Annotated in this window: 15 protein-coding genes; 12 read left to right on the top strand and 3 right to left on the bottom strand. The window is 56.5% G+C overall.

The annotated features are described in order from the left end of the window. Positions 1 to 3 precede the first annotated feature (3 nt). The 5 genes from ASC74_RS06020 to ASC74_RS06000 all read left to right on the top strand — a co-directional run bounded on the left by ASC74_RS06020 (position 4) and on the right by ASC74_RS06000 (position 6196). Positions 4 to 834 (top strand): carbohydrate ABC transporter permease, encoded by an 831-nt coding sequence (locus tag ASC74_RS06020; RefSeq protein WP_056740062.1) that lies wholly within the window; start codon positions 4 to 6, stop codon positions 832 to 834. A gap of 147 nt (positions 835 to 981) precedes the next feature. After that, the gene (locus ASC74_RS06015; RefSeq protein ID WP_046047129.1) at positions 982 to 2085 is read left to right on the top strand and encodes an ABC transporter ATP-binding protein; all 1104 of its coding nucleotides are present in this window, start codon (positions 982 to 984) and stop codon (positions 2083 to 2085) included. A gap of 16 nt (positions 2086 to 2101) precedes the next feature. Next, positions 2102 to 3574, top strand: a complete 1473-nt coding sequence (locus ASC74_RS06010) for a mannitol dehydrogenase family protein (protein ID WP_056740060.1) — start codon at positions 2102 to 2104, stop codon at positions 3572 to 3574. Between the two features lie 173 nt (positions 3575 to 3747). Next, positions 3748 to 5244: a xylulokinase gene (xylB, locus tag ASC74_RS06005; RefSeq protein ID WP_056740059.1), complete on the top strand. Its 1497-nt coding sequence runs from the start codon at positions 3748 to 3750 to the stop codon at positions 5242 to 5244. A gap of 13 nt (positions 5245 to 5257) precedes the next feature. After that, positions 5258 to 6196 carry a carbohydrate kinase family protein gene (locus ASC74_RS06000; protein WP_056740057.1) on the top strand — a complete coding sequence of 313 codons (939 nt, stop codon included), beginning with the start codon at positions 5258 to 5260 and terminating at the stop codon, positions 6194 to 6196. 117 nt (positions 6197 to 6313) lie between these two features. On the opposite strand, the gene ASC74_RS05995 is transcribed toward ASC74_RS06000, so the two are convergent. Further along, complete coding sequence (locus ASC74_RS05995; RefSeq protein WP_056740055.1) at positions 6314 to 7615, bottom strand: OprD family porin; 1302 nt, start codon at positions 7613 to 7615, stop codon at positions 6314 to 6316. Between the two features lie 242 nt (positions 7616 to 7857). On the opposite strand from ASC74_RS05995, the gene ASC74_RS05990 reads away from it, so the two are divergent. The 5 genes from ASC74_RS05990 (at position 7858) to ASC74_RS05970 (ending at position 14442) form a co-directional block, all read left to right on the top strand. Beyond that, positions 7858 to 10149, top strand: a complete 2292-nt coding sequence (locus ASC74_RS05990; RefSeq protein WP_056740053.1) for a type VI secretion system Vgr family protein — start codon at positions 7858 to 7860, stop codon at positions 10147 to 10149. Then, the gene (locus ASC74_RS05985; RefSeq protein ID WP_056740051.1) at positions 10146 to 11714 is read left to right on the top strand and encodes a hypothetical protein; all 1569 of its coding nucleotides are present in this window, start codon (positions 10146 to 10148) and stop codon (positions 11712 to 11714) included. The genes ASC74_RS05990 and ASC74_RS05985 overlap by 4 nt, the downstream gene beginning before the upstream one ends. A gap of 5 nt (positions 11715 to 11719) precedes the next feature. Next, entirely contained in the window at positions 11720 to 12661 is a 942-nt protein-coding gene (locus tag ASC74_RS05980) for a PoNe immunity protein domain-containing protein (RefSeq protein ID WP_177338833.1), read from the top strand. 199 nt (positions 12662 to 12860) lie between these two features. Then, positions 12861 to 13658 carry a PoNe immunity protein domain-containing protein gene (locus ASC74_RS05975; RefSeq protein ID WP_056740048.1) on the top strand — a complete coding sequence of 266 codons (798 nt, stop codon included), beginning with the start codon at positions 12861 to 12863 and terminating at the stop codon, positions 13656 to 13658. After that, a complete protein-coding gene (locus ASC74_RS05970; protein ID WP_056740046.1) occupies positions 13651 to 14442 on the top strand; it encodes a PoNe immunity protein domain-containing protein in 792 nt (263 codons plus the stop codon). Before ASC74_RS05975 ends, ASC74_RS05970 begins: the two co-directional genes overlap by 8 nt. Before the next feature lie 46 nt (positions 14443 to 14488). Here ASC74_RS05970 and ASC74_RS05965 read toward each other — a convergent pair whose 3' ends face one another. After that, entirely contained in the window at positions 14489 to 14785 is a 297-nt protein-coding gene (locus tag ASC74_RS05965; RefSeq protein ID WP_056740044.1) for a hypothetical protein, read from the bottom strand. A 508-nt stretch (positions 14786 to 15293) separates the two neighbouring features. Between ASC74_RS05965 and ASC74_RS05960 the strand changes: the two genes are divergently transcribed. Together ASC74_RS05960 and ASC74_RS05955 are read left to right on the top strand one after the other, a co-directional pair. Beyond that, positions 15294 to 15563: a DUF2790 domain-containing protein gene (locus ASC74_RS05960; protein ID WP_056740042.1), complete on the top strand. Its 270-nt coding sequence runs from the start codon at positions 15294 to 15296 to the stop codon at positions 15561 to 15563. Positions 15564 to 15655: 92 nt separating this feature from the next. Next, positions 15656 to 16051, top strand: a complete 396-nt coding sequence (locus tag ASC74_RS05955) for a hypothetical protein (protein WP_056740040.1) — start codon at positions 15656 to 15658, stop codon at positions 16049 to 16051. Here ASC74_RS05955 and ASC74_RS05950 read toward each other — a convergent pair. Next, positions 16048 to 16317, bottom strand: a complete 270-nt coding sequence (locus tag ASC74_RS05950) for a DUF1652 domain-containing protein (RefSeq protein ID WP_056740112.1) — start codon at positions 16315 to 16317, stop codon at positions 16048 to 16050. The two genes, ASC74_RS05955 and ASC74_RS05950, sit on opposite strands and share 4 nt — an antisense overlap. Positions 16318 to 16602 lie beyond the last annotated feature (285 nt).

Genomic DNA, 16602 nt, shown 5'->3' with positions numbered 1-16602 from the left:
GCCATGACCCTTCAACAATCCCGCCGTCTGCAAAGCCTGCTGCTCGGCACCCTGGCCTGGGCCATCGCGATCCTGATCTTTTTTCCGATCTTCTGGATGGTGATGACCAGTTTCAAAACCGAAATCGATGCGTTCGCCACGCCGCCGCAGTTCATCTTCGCCCCGACGCTGGAGAACTACCTGCACATCAACGAGCGCAGCGACTACTTCAGCTTCGCCTGGAACTCGGTGGTGATTTCGTTCAGCGCTACAGCCCTGTGCCTACTGATCGCGGTGCCGGCGGCGTACTCGATGGCGTTCTACGAAACCCAACGCACCAAAGGCACGCTGCTGTGGATGCTCTCCACCAAGATGCTGCCACCGGTGGGCGTGCTGATGCCGATCTACCTGCTGGCCAAGAGTTTCGGCCTGCTGGACACGCGGATCGCACTGATCGTGATCTACACGCTGATCAACCTGCCGATCGTGGTCTGGATGATTTACACCTACTTCAAAGACATCCCCAAGGACATCCTCGAAGCCGCGCGCCTCGACGGTGCCACGCTGTGGCAGGAAATGGTCCGGGTGCTGCTGCCGATCGCCAAGGGCGGTCTGGCTTCCACGGTGCTGTTGTCGCTGATCCTGTGCTGGAACGAGGCGTTCTGGTCCTTGAACCTGACTTCGTCGAAAGCCGCACCGTTGACGGCATTGATCGCCTCCTACTCCAGTCCCGAAGGTCTGTTCTGGGCCAAGTTGTCGGCGGTGTCGACCCTGGCCTGCGCGCCGATCCTGATCTTCGGCTGGATCAGCCAGAAACAATTGGTCCGCGGCCTGTCGTTCGGCGCCGTGAAATGAAGATCCCTGTAGGAGTGAGCCTGCTCGCGATGGCGGTCTGTCATTAAACAATGATGTCGATTGACACGGCCTCATCGCGAGCAGGCTCACTCCCACAAAAAAGCCCGCACGGCTCAACGGAATAACAACAAGTGGAGGCCCATCATCATGGCCAACCTGAAAATCAAAAATCTGCAAAAAGGCTTCGAAGGCTTTTCCATCATCAAAGGCATCGACCTGGAAGTGAACGACCGCGAGTTCGTGGTGTTCGTCGGACCGTCGGGCTGCGGCAAATCCACGTTGCTGCGCCTGATTGCCGGCCTGGAAGAAGTCAGTGGCGGCACCATCGAACTCGATGGCCGCGACATCACCGAAGTCAGCCCGGCCAAGCGTGACCTGGCGATGGTGTTCCAGACGTACGCCCTGTACCCACACATGAGCGTGCGCAAAAACATGTCGTTTGCCCTCGACCTGGCCGGCGTACCGAAAGCCGAAGTCGAGAAGAAAGTCGGCGAAGCGGCACGCATCCTCGAACTCGGGCCGATGCTCGAACGTAAACCGAAACAATTGTCCGGCGGTCAGCGTCAGCGCGTGGCCATCGGCCGCGCCATCGTGCGCAATCCGAAAATCTTCCTGTTCGACGAACCGCTGTCCAACCTCGACGCCGCCCTGCGCGTACAGATGCGCCTGGAACTGCTGCGCCTGCACAAAGAACTCAAAGCCACGATGATCTACGTGACCCACGACCAGGTCGAAGCCATGACCATGGCCGACAAAGTCGTGGTACTCAACGGCGGCAAAGTCGAACAAGTCGGCTCGCCACTGGACCTGTATCACCAGCCGGCCAATCTGTTTGTCGCCGGGTTCCTGGGTACGCCGAAAATGGGTTTCCTCAAAGGCAAAGTCACCCGCATTGAGCGCCAAAGCTGTGAAGTGCTGCTGGACGCCGGCACCCGCATCACGTTGCCGCTGAGCGGCGCCAACCTGAGCGTCGGTGGTGCGGTGACGTTGGGTATTCGTCCTGAACACCTGAATCTCGCGCAAACCGGCGACTGCACCTTGCAGGTCACCGCCGACGTCAGCGAACGCCTGGGCAGCGACACCTTCTGCCACGTGGTGACCTCGTCCGGCGAAGCCTTGACCATGCGTGTTCGCGGCGACCTGGCCAGCCGTTATGGCGAGTCGCTGAGCCTGCACCTGGACGCCGAGCACTGCCACTTATTCGATGCCGACGGTGTGGCGCTAACCCGCCCGTTGCGCGCTGCGGCCTGATTTTAGAGTGCATGTGATGAAACTGAATAAACAGAACCTCAACCGTCTCGCCCCCGAGGTGGTCCTGCCCGCCTACGCCCTGAGCGACACGCGTCAAGGCATCGCGCACATTGGCGTCGGCGGTTTCCACCGCGCCCATCAGGCGTATTACACCGATGCGTTGATGAATACCGGCGAAGACCTGGACTGGGCGATTTGCGGCGTCGGCCTGCGTGCCGAAGACCGCCGCGCCCGGGACGACCTCAAAGAGCAGGATTACCTCTTCACCCTGTTCGAGCTGGGCGATACCGACGACACCGAAGTTCGGGTCATCGGCGCGATTCGCGACATGCTGCTGGCCGAAGACGGCGCAGCAGCGCTGATCGACAAACTCGCCAGCCCCGAGATCCGTATCGTTTCGCTGACCATTACCGAGGGCGGCTACTGCATCGACGACAGCAACGGCGAGTTCATGGCCCAACTGCCGCAGATCCAGCACGACCTGGCACACCCGAACGCCCCGAAAACCGTGTTCGGTTTTCTCTGCGCCGCGCTGACCAAACGTCGTGCAACCGGCACGCCTGCATTCACCTTGATGTCCTGCGATAACCTGCCACACAACGGCGCGGTCACTCGCAAAGCGTTACTGGCGTTCGCCGCCCTGCGCGATGCCGATCTGCGGGACTGGATCGCCACCCACGTGAGTTTCCCCAACGCGATGGTCGACCGCATCACGCCGATGACCAGCACCGAACACAAGCTGCAACTGCACGATAAACACGCTATCGACGACGCCTGGCCGGTGGTCTGCGAACCGTTTGTGCAATGGGTGCTGGAAGACAAGTTCGTCAATGGTCGTCCGGCTTGGGAAAAGGTCGGCGTGCAGTTCACCGACGACGTCACGCCTTATGAAGAGATGAAGATCAAACTGCTCAACGGCAGTCACCTGGCACTCACTTATCTGGGGTTTTTGAAGGGTTACCGCTTCGTTCACGAAACCATGAACGATCCGCTGTTCGTGCGCTACATGCGTGCCTACATGGACCTGGACGTGACCCCGCAACTGTCACCCGTGCCGGGGATTGACCTGACCGAGTACAAAAACACCCTGGAGGCACGCTTCTCCAACCAGGCGATTGCCGATCAACTGGAGCGCGTGTGTTCGGACGGTTCGTCGAAGTTTCCGAAGTTCACGGTGCCGACGATCAATCGATTGATTGCTGATGGGCAGGAAACCAAACGGGCGGCATTAGTCGTAGCCGCATGGGCACTGTATTTGAAGGGCGTGGACGAAAATGGCGAGACCTACAGTATTCCTGATCCGCGGGCGGCGTTCTGTCAGGCGTTGGTGGTGGATGATGCGTTGATCACGCAGCGGTTGCTGGAGGTTGAGGAGATTTTTGGTACGGCGATCCCGCATTCGCCCGAGTTTGTGGCGGCGTTTGAATGGTGCTGTAACAGCTTGCGTGATGTTGGGGTGACGCGGACTCTGGAGCGGGTGTTGGCGTAGATACGGCGGTGAATTGGCTACCGCCTTCGCGAGCAAGTCGGATCGCCGCACCGCCGCTCCCACATTGGGTCGGTGTCGAACCCAGAATTCGTATCCGCTGAAGATCTCCTGTGGGAGCGGGCTTGCTCGCGAATGGCTTCACCGAGATCGACCTGACACACCAAGGATCTTCCATGGCAAACCAACAACTATTCCTCGGCATCGACTGCGGCACCCAAGGCACCAAAGCCATCATCCTCGACGCCGTCAGCGGTCAGGTGCTCGGCCAGGGCGCCGCCGCCCACACCTTGATCAGTGGCGCCAATGGCCGCCGCGAGCAAGACACCTCGCAATGGCTGGAGGCCTTCGCGCTTGCCACTCGCCGCGCATTGCTCGCGGCGAAGGTCGACGGCCAGGACATCCTCGGCATCGGCGTTTCCGGCCAGCAACACGGGCTGGTGCTGCTCGACGATCAGGGCCAGGTGCTGCGTCCGGCCAAACTCTGGTGTGACACCGAATCCACCCCGGAAAACGACCGTCTGCTTGCCCATCTGGGTGGCGAAATAGGCTCTCTGGAACGCCTCGGCGTTGTGATCGCGCCCGGCTACACCGTCTCCAAACTGCTCTGGACCAAAGAACAACATCCGCAGATTTTCGCTCGCATCGCGCGCATCCTGCTGCCCCACGACTACCTCAACTATTGGCTCACCGGCCGCAGTTGCAGCGAGTACGGCGACGCCTCGGGCACCGGCTATTTCAATGTGCGAACTCGTCAGTGGGATTTGCAGCTGCTGCGTGACATCGACCCCACCGGGCGACTGCAAGCCGCGTTGCCGGAGCTGATCGACGCTCATCAAGCCGTCGGGACGATCCTGCCGAGCATCGCCGAACACCTGGGCATCAACCCGCAGGCGCTGGTCTCCAGCGGCGGTGGCGACAACATGATGGGCGCCATCGGCACCGGCAACATCAAGCCCGGCGCTATCACCATGAGTCTCGGTTCATCGGGGACGGTGTACGCCTATGCCGACCAGCCGAAAGTCAGTCCGGACGCTTCAGTCGCAACGTTCTGCTCCTCCAGCGGTGGCTGGCTGCCGCTGATCTGCACCATGAACCTGACCAACGCGACCGGGGTGATACGCGAGCTGTTCGAGCTGGATATCGAACAGTTCAACGCCCTCGTTGAGCAAGCACCCATCGGTGCCGAAGGTGTGTGCGTGCTGCCATTCCTCAACGGCGAGCGCGTCCCCGCCCTGCCCCATGCCACCGGCAGTTTGCTGGGGCTGACGATGACCAACCTGACTCAGGCCAACCTGTGCCGCGCGGTGGTCGAAGGCACGACCTTCGGTTTGCGTTATGGACTGGACCTGCTGCGCCAGAATGGCTTACAAAGCCGCAGCATCTGCCTGATCGGCGGCGGCTCGAAAAGCCCGGTGTGGCGCCAGATGGTCGCCGACATCATGAACACCCCGGTCATCTGCACCGAACAAAGCGAAGCCGCGGCCCTTGGTGCCGCGATTGAGGCGGCGTGGTGCAAGTCCTGGGAAAACGGGCATGAAGACAGCCTGGAGGATCTATGCGAGCGTTGCGTGAAGCTCGATCCGGCCAGCGAAACCTTGCCGATCGCAGACAATGTGGCGGCCTGTCAGCAGGCCTACGAACGCTATCAACAGCATGTCGCAACCCTTTGAAGAGTGAATAACTATGTACCTGGTGTGTGGCGAAGCGCTGTTCGATTTCTTCAGTGAAGACGATGCCAGCGGCCTGGCTTCAAAAGTGAATTTCAAGGCGATTGCCGGCGGCTCGCCGTTCAACGTGGCGGTGGGTTTGCGCCGTTTGGGCGTGGACGCGGCGCTGTTCGCCGGGTTGTCGACCGACTATCTCGGTCGGCGCTTGCAGCAGGTGTTGCAGGATGAAGGCGTACGCCCGGATTACCTGGTGGATTTCGCCGCGCCTACGACCCTGGCGATGGTGGCTGTCGGTGCGAATGGTTCGCCGCATTACAGCTTCCGGGGCGAAGGCTGCGCGGATCGGCAACTGAAACTGGAGCATCTGCCGGAACTGGGCCCTGAAGTGCGCGGCCTGCACATCGGCTCGTTCTCGCTGGTGGTGCAGCCGATTGCCGACACACTGTTGGCGTTGGTGCAGCACGAAAGCGGTAAACGCTTGATCAGCCTTGACCCCAACGTACGGCTCAATCCTGAGCCGAATATCGACCTGTGGCGTTCGCGGGTTGCCACCTTGGTTGAGCTGGCCGACCTGATCAAAGTCAGCGATGAGGATTTGAGCCTGTTGTACCCCGAGCAAGACCCGCAACGGGTGATTGAAGGCTGGCTGCAGCATCGTTGTCAGTTGGTGTTTCTGACCCGTGGTGGCGAGGGGGCGACGGTGTTCAGTCGTGCCCATGGTTTATGGTCGGTGCCGGCGAGCTCAGTGAAAATCGCCGACACCGTGGGCGCTGGCGATACGTTCCAGGCGGCGTTGATTACCTGGCTGACGGAGCAGCAGCTGGATTCGGTTGAGGGCGTGCAATCGCTCGGCCGCGAGCAGATCGACGCCATGCTCAAATTTGCAGTAGAAGCGGCGGCGCTGACGTGCAGCAAGACCGGGCCGGACTTGCCATATCGCCAGCAACTCACCTGACTGATCGTTCCCACGCTCTGCGTGGGAATGCCTCAAGGGACGCTCCGCGTTCCAATTCGCGAAAGGGACGCGGAGCGTCCCGGGCTGCATTCCCACGCGGAGCGTGGGAACGATCATTTAGAGCACCGAAAAGTTGTAACTCACGATCAACCGGGTCTCATCGACATCCCGGGCAAACTTCTCGTAGTTGGTCCGGTACGTCGCATTGCGCAACCGCAGGCTGACATCTTTGAACGTCCCGCTCTGCACCACGTACTTGAGCTCGCTGTCGCGCTCCCACTCCTTCCCTTCCTGATCGCTGCCCAGCACCTTGATGTGATCACCGTTCACATAACGGGTCAGGAAACTCAGTCCATTAATGCCAATCGCCTTGAAGTCATAGTCATACCGCAACTGCCACGAGCGCTCCTGCGCAGCGGCGAAGTCGTTGACCTGTACATAGTTGACCAGATACGGATTGGTCCCATCCAGATACGGCATCGAATTGTCGCCGTTCATGCGCTGCCAACCAGCGCTGAAGGTGTGACCGCTGATGGCGTAAGCGAGCATGCCGCTCAGGGCGCGGTTGTCGATGGAGCCTGCACGAGCGGCGCCGCTGTCGGCACTCTTTAGCAGTCGAAGGTCAGCCTTGAGCACGCCGTCGCCCAACGGCTGGTTGGCCAGCAAACCTAAGAAGTGCTGACGGTAGATGTCTTCCAGTTCGGCGTAGTGATACTGGCCGGTCAGGCGCTCGTTGATCTTGTAGTCGAAACCGTACATGTCGAAATGATCGGCGGTGACGTTGCAGGCATAACGCTTGTTCTTGCAGTGCACGCGGATGTCCTGGGAATCGGTGGAATCCCGGGCGGTGTACTTGTCCAGCCGCGCCGCCATAAAGGTCAGGTCCTTGACCTCTTTGGAGGTGAGCATTGCGCCATTGAACATCGTCGGCAGCAACCGACCATCGTTGTACTTCAGCAGCGGCACGTCCGGCAGCAGTGCGCCGTACTTCAATACACTTTGCGAGACACGCACTTTTGCGGTCAGGCCCAGTTTTGCGTACTCGTCTTTCGACCCGCGCGGATCCTGACCCGTGGACGGCAGCAAACCGCTGTTGCTGCTGTCGGCGCTGGAGTCGAGCTTGAGCCCCAGCATGCCCAAGGCATCGATACCGAAGCCGACGGTGCCTTCGGTGTAACCCGATTGCAGATTGAGAATAAAACCTTGAGCCGACTCTTCACGCTTCGAAGCGCCCTGCTCGGTGGACGTGTGCCCATCACGAAAGTCGCGATTGAAATACACCGTGCGCGACTCGATTTTCGCCGTGGTGTCGTCGATAAAACCGCTCGCGAAAACCGACCCGGTAAAACCGGCGCACAGGACTAAAGCGCCGAAGCCGAGTGACTGGCGCGCGGTGATGAGAGTAAAGGGGGGACGCATGAAAAAAAACTCCAACAGTGCAGCGTTTGCGCAAGGCGCAATAAGCCAAAAAAATAGCCTTCGCCCCGGACAAGTAACTTGCCAGGATGAAGTGGACACACAGAAGTGAGCGGCGATGATGGCAGAAGGCTGTTACGGGCTACAGACGACTTTAGTCGGTAAATGACTGTTGGTTTCCTTGAACGAGGCGCTTTAATCCTGCACCATCCGCCCCAGCTTATTCAAAGGACGGAATTAAAGGCATGCTGGACGCGAACGCAACCCATATTTCCCTGACGCTGGAAGGCGTTTCCGTTGACCTTCAGGTACTCAGCTTCGTCGGTCGCGAAACCCTCAACCAGCCGTTCAGCTTCGACATCGAACTGGTCAGCGCGCGCCCCGACCTGAAACTCGAAGAGTTGCTGCACAAGCCCGGCTGCCTGACCTTCGGCGCCACCGGCAAAGGCATCATCCACGGCTTGGTGTACCGCATCGAGCAAGGCGACTCCGGCAAAAGCCTGACCCGTTACAGCATCAGCCTGGTGCCGCAACTCGCCTACCTACGCCACAACCATGACCAACAGATTTTCCAGCATTTAAGTGTGCCGAAGATCATCGCTCAGGTCCTCGAAGCGCGCGGCATCCTGGCCGATGCCTACAGCTTTCAGCTCGGCGCGATCTACCCGGAACGCGATTACTGCGTGCAGTACGACGAATCCGACCTGCATTTCATCCAGCGCCTGTGCGAAGAAGAAGGCATTCACTTCCACTTCCAGCACAGTGCCAGCGGCCACAAACTGGTGTTCGGCGATGACCAGACGGTGTTCCGCAAACTCGCGCCCGTGGCCTACCAGCAAGACTCCGGCATGGCTGCCGAGAAACCGGTGATCAAGCGCTTCAACCTGCGCCTGGAAACCCGCACCACCCGCGTCAGCCGCCGCGATTACGACTTCGAAAAACCGAGCATCCTGCCCGAGGGCTCCGCCAAAAGCGCGTTCGCCCCGGACCTCGAAGACTACGACTACCCCGGCCGCTTCACCGACCGCGAACGCGGCAAGCAACTGGCGACCCGCGCCCTGGAACGCCACCGCAGCGACTACAAACTTGCCGAAGGCAAAGGCGACGAGCCAACCCTGGTCAGCGGCCACTTCATGGCCCTCAGCGAACACCCGCGCGCCGAGTGGAACGACCTCTGGCTGCTGCTGGAAGTGGTGCACGAAGGCAAACAGCCGCAAGTGCTCGGCGCAAACGTCACCAGCGACGTCACCCAGAACAAAGACGATTTCCACCAGGGCTACCGCAACCGCTTCCTCGCCACCCCGTGGGACGCGCACTTCCGCCCTGCCCTCGAACACCCGAAACCCAAAGTCCTGGGCAGCCAGACCGCCATCGTCACCGGCCCTGCGGGTGAAGAAATCCATTGCGACGAATACGGCCGCGTCAAAGTCCAGTTCCACTGGGACCGCGAAGGCCAGGCCGACGACAAGACCAGCTGCTGGCTGCGCGTCGCCACCGGCTGGGCCGGAAGCGCCTACGGCGGCATCGCCATCCCGCGCATCGGCATGGAAGTGCTGGTGTCCTTTATGGAAGGCGACCCCGACCAACCACTGATCACCGGCTGCCTGTACCACAAGGAAAACGTCGTCCCCTACGACCTGCCGGCGAACAAGACCCGCAGCACCTTCAAGACCCTGAGCTCGCCGGGCGGCAACGGCTACAACGAGTTTCGGATTGAAGACAAGAAAGGCGCGGAACAGATCTACCTGCACGCCCAACGCGATTGGGATGAAAACATTGAGCATGATCAGAAGATTCGCGTCGGCAATGAGCGGCATGACACGGTCGAGGCCAATGTTTTAAGCGAATTCAAGGTTGAAGAGCATCGCATCACCCACCTCGACCGCAAGACTGAAACCCGGGCGGATGATCACCTCGCCGTTGGCGTGACTCAGCATGTAAAGGTTGGGACGGCGCAGTTTGTCGAGGCCGGTCAGGAGATTCACTACAACGCTGGGGAAAAGGTTGTGGTTGAAGGTGGCATGGAGCTCACGGCCAAGGCTGGCGGGAGTTTTGTGAAGGTGGATGCGGGGGGCGTGACGATCAGTGGCGCCAACGTCAAGGTCAACTCCGGCGGTGGGCCGGGTGCCGGCACCGGCATCGGCATCCTCGCCCCACTGATTCCAGGCCTTGCCGCCGCCGACATCGCCGGTCGCCTGATGAAGGAAGCCAAGACCAATCCGACTTGGCTGGAATTGAACCTGCACTACGACAACCTTGAGCCCGTGCCGGGCGCGTCCTACCGCGTTGACTTTGCGGACGGTTCGACCCGTGAGGGTGTGCTGGACGATGACGGCTTCGCCCGGTTGGAGGATGTTCCGAAAGGACCGGCCAAGGTGTATTACGGCGAGGATCCGAGGCCGTACAACCGTGAAAGCGTAGCGATTGTGCAGAACTCGGACGAAAAGGTTAACGCAGATTTACGCAAGCTCGGCCTGGACCCGGACCAGGTTGATTTACAAGCATTGGTGGAGAAAGCCGCAGGGAGGCTGTCATGAGTGACGAAGCAGTTGAGAGCGCAAACGAAGGTGATGAAGACCGCAGCGCCGCTTACCAAGAGGCCGCGGTAGAACTGGCAAAAGGCATCGCGCTCGGCGCGGTGCCGTTTCTTGGCCAGGCCATCGACGCCTACGACACCATCGAATCTTCTATCGTCCTCTACAACGCAGAGTCGACGGACGGAAAGGAAGACGCACAATTTGACCTGCTGATGGCCGTCATCGGCTGGGTTCCAGGACCGGGCGACGGGCTGAAGAAGAGCCTGCGCATCGTCAACAAAGACCCGCAACGCTACGCCCCGGTACTGTTCGACCTGCTTCGCTTCGTACTGCAAGAATGCGGGATCAAAACCAGCCCCGAAGAACTGCTCAAGCAGATCTTCGATGCCGGCAAACTGCGCGGTGAACTCGACGAGATCATCACCGGCGTAAAAGGCTCGTCGACTTTCCAGAGCCTTCCAAACTGGGCAAAAACATCCGTCGTCACCGTCCTCGCCGCCTCCCGCGACAACATGCCGGCCATGGTGGGGATTGTTGAGAAGCGGCTGGTTAAATGGAAAGGGATGCAGCGTAATAGTTCGGCGGCCTCCTCCGGGTCAAGCCACCCGAAAAGAGTGGAAAAGCCTGCAAGCAAAGATTCGGCTGTTGCGGCAAAGGGAACCGATGGTGCGAGCGGCACCCATTCCAACCAGGTTGAAGCCTCCAAAGTAGGTCTTCAGGCCCCTTCCAGCATTTTGAATGAAGGGCTGGGGGTTAGTGGGGAGCACATTGCCGATTACATTTGTGCAGTGGAGTTTGGTTGGGGCAAGGATTGGGATGGGCATGATAAGGGGGCGGATGGGAAGTGGTTGGAGGGTGTGCCGAGTGTGAGTAAGACGGGGAAACTCTCCGCAGGAGGAAGCCCCAAGGCAAACCACGTTCTCTACAAATTGTCTGATGGCGCTAATGGAACGGGGATAGATGCTGTTTGGCGAGCCACCCCTTCCAACAATGGAGGCGAGAAATTTGCCATTGTTGAGGCTAAGGCAAGTCGTGACGAGGATGCGCCAAAATTCATGCGTAAACTGAACAATACGCGGAAACCTGGCGTCGGCTCGAAGCTAGGCGTATCGGGTTTGGGTGATCCCTGCAAACTGCTTGAGCCCATCGAAAACGAGCAAGACGCTCCCAGTAAAAAAAACCCAAGCCCTTTAAAGACCGGCAGATCAAAAAAAACGGCTTCAACAAAGTCGAAACTCAGCACCACCAAGAGCAAAGATATACTCGTACAAATGAGCGTGGAATGGATACTCAGCAACCTTCAAAAAGCCGTCGGCAACCGCATACTCGCTGCCCAAGTAGAAATCTCCTATAGTCGACATTTATTTTATTCACCTATTTACCATCCCAGTTCAAGCCCTAAAGAACATGCTGAGGCCAGGTTAAAAAATTCAAACGAAAGCGAACATCAAGCACACAAAGCCTTCCATTACAACGAAACCGAGGTTAAAGGGTTTGTGAACAAACGCAAAAAGTCCCTGACCAAAAAATATGGCGCATTGGACACCCTTAAGATTGAGGCATGACATCTATGAACAAACGACAAAAATTCTTTAGTGAAAAGCATTACGAAAATTTCCTTAGAGAATATGATGAACTCATAGAGTTTTTTAAAATAAATAAATTTAAATCCGACTCTGCATTAGAAGAAGCCTCTCAACGCGCAAAATACTTCCAGACTCTGTCTCTAGACAAGCTGCTCGCGACTTATACTGCCGGGGAGAACATAGAGTCACTTATCCCCCTGCTTGAAGAGTTGGTTGAAAAGTACGAAATTCGTCAGAAAGCCCTAGCAGAGTATCAAGGCGTCCCAAATATCTCGCCCCTCGCAATAGATGACTGGCCAAATCAATACGAAGAAGCCGTCCAAGTGATCAGCTTGTGTGTCCTATTGCACCGCACCGACCTGCTTCCACGCTTCGTAAAGCTTATAGACGAAGCGGGTTATGCGGGTGACGACACACTTTACGAAGACTTACTGAAGAAGGTATTGCCTCACCGGCACGATGTCGATCAGTGGTATCACGACGTGTATACACCACTCATTCAAGCGGTTTATAGCGACAGTAAAGAAGAAGCGTCAAAACTACTGAAAAAATATTGCCAACAATGGTATCCAGCGTTCAAGCAGGCTCCGTGGCACGACACCCACCTTCAGGGAGAGAGCGGAACCTACGTCGGCTATTGGGCCTTTGAGGCTGGCGCGATTGCCTTCCTATACGGTATAGACGACAGCAAAATCGATCATATGGTTTATCCAAAAGCATTGGTCGAATACGCTAGAAACTATAAGGGTGATATTGGCTCCCAGATTAATCGTATTGTTGCTGGTGAACCCTGTAGCAAAACGGGCTATTGGTTTACCCCAGCGCAAGCCAACTCAAGACGCCACTTCCAACAAGGTGAAATCATGCCGAGTTTCAGTGACTCTAAATGGGGTGACACGATTTGGTATTGGTCAGGTGAAAAATAATAACGATGACGGATTGACTTGACTTCAGCCAATCATTACCGGATGGGCGAACAATCGCCCATTGCTTAGCCAAATAAATCCGCCCCCCTTAATTCGCTTTTATGCCGAGCACGAAGTTAAAGCTTTCGTGAACAAACGTAAAAAATCTTTAGCCGAAAAATATGGCGCGTTAGCTTCACTTAAGCTGGAGGCATAAAGCATGATAAAAAGACAGAAATTTTACAGCGAGAATCATTACAAAAATTTCTTGAGAGGGCATGACGAAGCAGTGGAGTTCTCAAAGACAAACACTTTCCAATCAGACTCGCCTGAGGAGGAAGCGACAATTCGCTCAAGATTTTTTCAGCGCTTAGCACTTCGCAAGCTTACGGCGGCATACACAGTGGGAGAAGAAATACCGTCTCTCGCCCCTCTGCTTGAAGACCTGGTTGGCAAGTATGAAATCAGACAGGCAAAACTAGCAGAGTCTGAACAATCTCCTGGAATATCACCGCTCTCGATAGACGACTGGCCACACGAATATGAAGAGTGCGCACAAGTTATTGGTTTTTGTATCCTATTACATCGCGCAGACCTCCTTAAACGATTCGTAAGATTAATCGACAACGCAGGATATGCTGGCGACGACACGCTTTATGAAGACTTATTGAAGAAGGTTCTGCCAGGCCGGCACGATGTCGACCAGTGGTATCACGACGTCTACACGCCCCTCATTCAGGCGATTTACATCGAGAATCAAGATGAGAAGTCAACGTTGCTCCAACAGTATTGTGAGGGGTGGTATTCAGCTTTCGAGCAAGCTCCGTGGCACGATACTCATCATCAAGGAGAGGAAGGTAACTACGTAGGTTATTGGGCCGTCGAAGCTGGAGCAATCGCATTTTTGTACGGCATAGACGATAGCAAAATTGATCACATGGTGTATCCGAAAGATTTAGTTGCGTACGCTAGAGCGCATACGGCAGCTATTGGCTCCAGGGTGGATCGTAATGAATAAGCGACAAAAATTCCTAAGCGATACCCGTTACGAGAATTTTCTGGCTTACAGCGAAGAGACCAAGATTTTCTGGAAGACCAACACATTCGAGTCAGACTCTCCCGAACAAGAAGCGTCCCTAAGGGCTGCTCACTTCAAAGGTGTGGCGCGAAAAAAACTATTTATTTCTTATACTGCAGGAGTGGAAATCCATTCGCTGATCCCATTGCTTGAAGAACTGATATCAGCCTACGAAGAGCGTCAAAGAAAACTTTCGCTCTCCGAGGGAATAATAGACATTTCGCCCCTCGCCATTGATGACTGGCCAGATGAATATGAAGAATGCGTACAAGTCTTTAGCCTGTGTATCCTGCTTAACAGAACAGACTTGCTCAAACGATTTGCCAAGCTTATTGACGATGCAAATTACAAGGGTGAAGACACACTCTATGAAGACTTGCTGCGCAAACGTCTACCCGGGCGAGAAGATGTCGATGAGTGGTACCACGATGTCTACACACCTTTAATTCACGCTATCTATGCAGATGAAAAAACCGAGGCTTCTCAGTTGCTAGCCGATTATTGTGAACAATGGTACGCGGCATTTAGCCAAGCCCCTTGGCACGATTCACACTTGAACGGAGACGAAGGAAGCTATGTAGGCTATTGGGCATTCGAGGCGGGCGCTATTGCGTTTTTGTACGACATCGACGACAGCGAAATCGATCACAGGGTTTATCCCAAAGACCTGGTTGAATATGCCCGAACCCAAAAAGCCTTGAATGCATCGACCTTGGGCATTTAGCTTCAAAACCTGCCCCCCACAGGAGGCAGGCGACTTTCAGCGAGCGTCAGACCGGCGCCTTCCACCCCATCATCTGCTGCTGCGCAACCAGCAGCAAATCGCACCCATCTTGCGTTAGCAGATAAAGCGCGTGAGTAATGTGCGGAATGTCTTGAACATCACCGTTCTTGAAGCATTGGCAATGGAGCGTTTCAAGTAACTGGCTGGCGGCTCGGACACGCTGTAAAGCGGCTTCGAGAATGTCTTGGGGATTGGCCTCGGTGTCGATGACCATTGGGCTTGTCTCGGTAACGCTGCTTTTGATTGAGCGATAGCGATCGGGGAATGGATTTAGCGTTGGCATAGTAATTACTCGATGATTAGTAAATAACCGCCAGTACCGTGACCAAACGATGGGAGGCGGACTGTGTGCAGGCTTGGTCAACCGACACCATCAAATCGGTTCGCCCGAAGGCGTCCAGCACACAGCCGCCATTGCAACGCACTACGAGGACATAGATGTCCGCAGCGCGAATGATGGCACACATATGTGTGATGGCATCAGGTGACCAAACCTGCTCGCTGATTTTGCAGCGAGGTCAAACAGTAAACGCTGGCAGCTTGCCGGCGAAAGACGACAAAGCGTCCGACCGTGTAGGAACGGGCCGAACCTCCCTCAGTTTTTTTACCTACATGAAACCTCTGTCAGAAACCTCCTCACGACAGGCGGCATTCGGTCGGGTTAACCATCGCTTAACCCCGCGGTCCAAAACTTTACTGGACCGCACGCCCTCAGAGTTCTCTGACGCCCAGTGCGGCAGGTTCGACGCCTATACGTCGAGCTGACTTTAAGCCTGCATCGGAGATCGTTCATGAACATGCGCACCTTGCTGATCACCACCGCCCTCGCCTGCACCGCGTTTGCCGGTCTGGCCCAGGCCAATGACACTTCGAACTCCCAGGCGGTGCCGTACCACTACGGTATGCCGCTGCACGTGGGCAAGGTCATTACCTTGACCGAACCGTCGACGCTGGACTGCAAAGTGGTCACAGCCGACATGAAGTACATCGATAGCACCTCGGGCAAGCCTGCGGAAATCTCCTACCGTAAACTTTCCGACGCCTGCAGTTATCAGAACTGACGGAAAGGTCTGATTCAATACGTTGCGGTATTCCGGTGAGGGGTTCTGGCGCTATGCTCTAGCGCCTCCCCCCACTGCCGCAAGGATTCGCCATGCAGTTATCGTTTCGTGCCTTGTCGACTTTTACCGCCGCGCTGTGTTTTCTGTTGGCCCTGGTCTGGGGTTTGATGCCGGACAGGTTGCTGTCAATCTGGAGCATCGAATACTCGTTGGCGGTGGGCGTTGTCGCGCGGCGCAGCGCAATGCTGTTCGCGGCATTGGGTGTGATGTTTTATCTGGTTCGAAACGAGGCGCCTTCGATCACCCGCCATGCGCTGAGCAATGGTTTCATGGTCGGCTGCTGGGGGCTGGCAGCACTGGGCTTCGGCGAATGGCTCAATGGCCATGCCGGTCCGGGCATTTTGCTTGCGGTGGTGGTCGAGCTGGCGCTGGGCCTGGCGTTTCTCCAGACCAAGCGCGTGTCGATGGAACTCGAAACCGTGGGTTAAAGCGCTTTTCTGTCTGGATGCAGGGTCTGGGCAATGGTTTGGTGCTGCATGTCAGAGCGCAGTCCAGCGATCAGGTCATTGATTTCTCGACAACCATTTAGCTGTTTGGCGTTTATTCCTGTCTTCATTAGATCGAGGTGATCGGTTTGACGATCGGAATACACCTTGACGGTCATCGACAGGTCCGGCGACAGCGTGCATTGACAACGTTTCGGCAAAAAACTGCTTTCAATGATATTGCGAAGTTCCAAGGCAGAAAGAAACATGGCGACCCTCTCCTTAATGTGAGACTGCCAATCAACTATCGATACTGACGCAATGAAATCCCCGGTCAGCTTAAGACCAGCTACAGCATAAAACATGCCTTGGATTTCGCACTGCAGCTCATCGGTAAATCAACGATTTAGCGAAACCGCGCGTATATAGCCCATGCAATATGCAAGAAAGGCGTTGTGGTGCCCCTGCAATTTGCACACATCCAGCGACAAGTTTGCATTGGCCGACGACGCCAGTAAGAATGCGGCCAATCAATTCAGTATCCGCTGACCCCA

This window comes from Pseudomonas sp. Root329 (genome assembly GCF_001424925.1).
GTDB classification, from domain to species: domain Bacteria; phylum Pseudomonadota; class Gammaproteobacteria; order Pseudomonadales; family Pseudomonadaceae; genus Aquipseudomonas; species Aquipseudomonas arabinosi.
This window is presented reverse-complemented; position numbering and strand designations above follow the sequence as displayed.

Excerpts from the sequence above, each read along its gene's own strand:
- ASC74_RS06020 (WP_056740062.1), top strand. The coding sequence starts at position 4 with ATGACCCTTCAACAATCCCGCCGTCTGCAAAGCCTGCTGCTCGGCACC.
- ASC74_RS06015 (WP_046047129.1), top strand. The coding sequence starts at position 982 with ATGGCCAACCTGAAAATCAAAAATCTGCAAAAAGGCTTCGAAGGCTTT.
- ASC74_RS06010 (WP_056740060.1), top strand. The coding sequence starts at position 2,102 with ATGAAACTGAATAAACAGAACCTCAACCGTCTCGCCCCCGAGGTGGTC.
- xylB (WP_056740059.1), top strand. The coding sequence starts at position 3,748 with ATGGCAAACCAACAACTATTCCTCGGCATCGACTGCGGCACCCAAGGC.
- ASC74_RS06000 (WP_056740057.1), top strand. The coding sequence starts at position 5,258 with ATGTACCTGGTGTGTGGCGAAGCGCTGTTCGATTTCTTCAGTGAAGAC.
- ASC74_RS05995 (WP_056740055.1), bottom strand. The coding sequence starts at position 7,615 with ATGCGTCCCCCCTTTACTCTCATCACCGCGCGCCAGTCACTCGGCTTC.
- ASC74_RS05990 (WP_056740053.1), top strand. The coding sequence starts at position 7,858 with ATGCTGGACGCGAACGCAACCCATATTTCCCTGACGCTGGAAGGCGTT.
- ASC74_RS05985 (WP_056740051.1), top strand. The coding sequence starts at position 10,146 with ATGAGTGACGAAGCAGTTGAGAGCGCAAACGAAGGTGATGAAGACCGC.
- ASC74_RS05980 (WP_177338833.1), top strand. The coding sequence starts at position 11,720 with ATGAACAAACGACAAAAATTCTTTAGTGAAAAGCATTACGAAAATTTC.
- ASC74_RS05975 (WP_056740048.1), top strand. The coding sequence starts at position 12,861 with ATGATAAAAAGACAGAAATTTTACAGCGAGAATCATTACAAAAATTTC.
- ASC74_RS05970 (WP_056740046.1), top strand. The coding sequence starts at position 13,651 with ATGAATAAGCGACAAAAATTCCTAAGCGATACCCGTTACGAGAATTTT.
- ASC74_RS05965 (WP_056740044.1), bottom strand. The coding sequence starts at position 14,785 with ATGCCAACGCTAAATCCATTCCCCGATCGCTATCGCTCAATCAAAAGC.
- ASC74_RS05960 (WP_056740042.1), top strand. The coding sequence starts at position 15,294 with ATGAACATGCGCACCTTGCTGATCACCACCGCCCTCGCCTGCACCGCG.
- ASC74_RS05955 (WP_056740040.1), top strand. The coding sequence starts at position 15,656 with ATGCAGTTATCGTTTCGTGCCTTGTCGACTTTTACCGCCGCGCTGTGT.
- ASC74_RS05950 (WP_056740112.1), bottom strand. The coding sequence starts at position 16,317 with ATGTTTCTTTCTGCCTTGGAACTTCGCAATATCATTGAAAGCAGTTTT.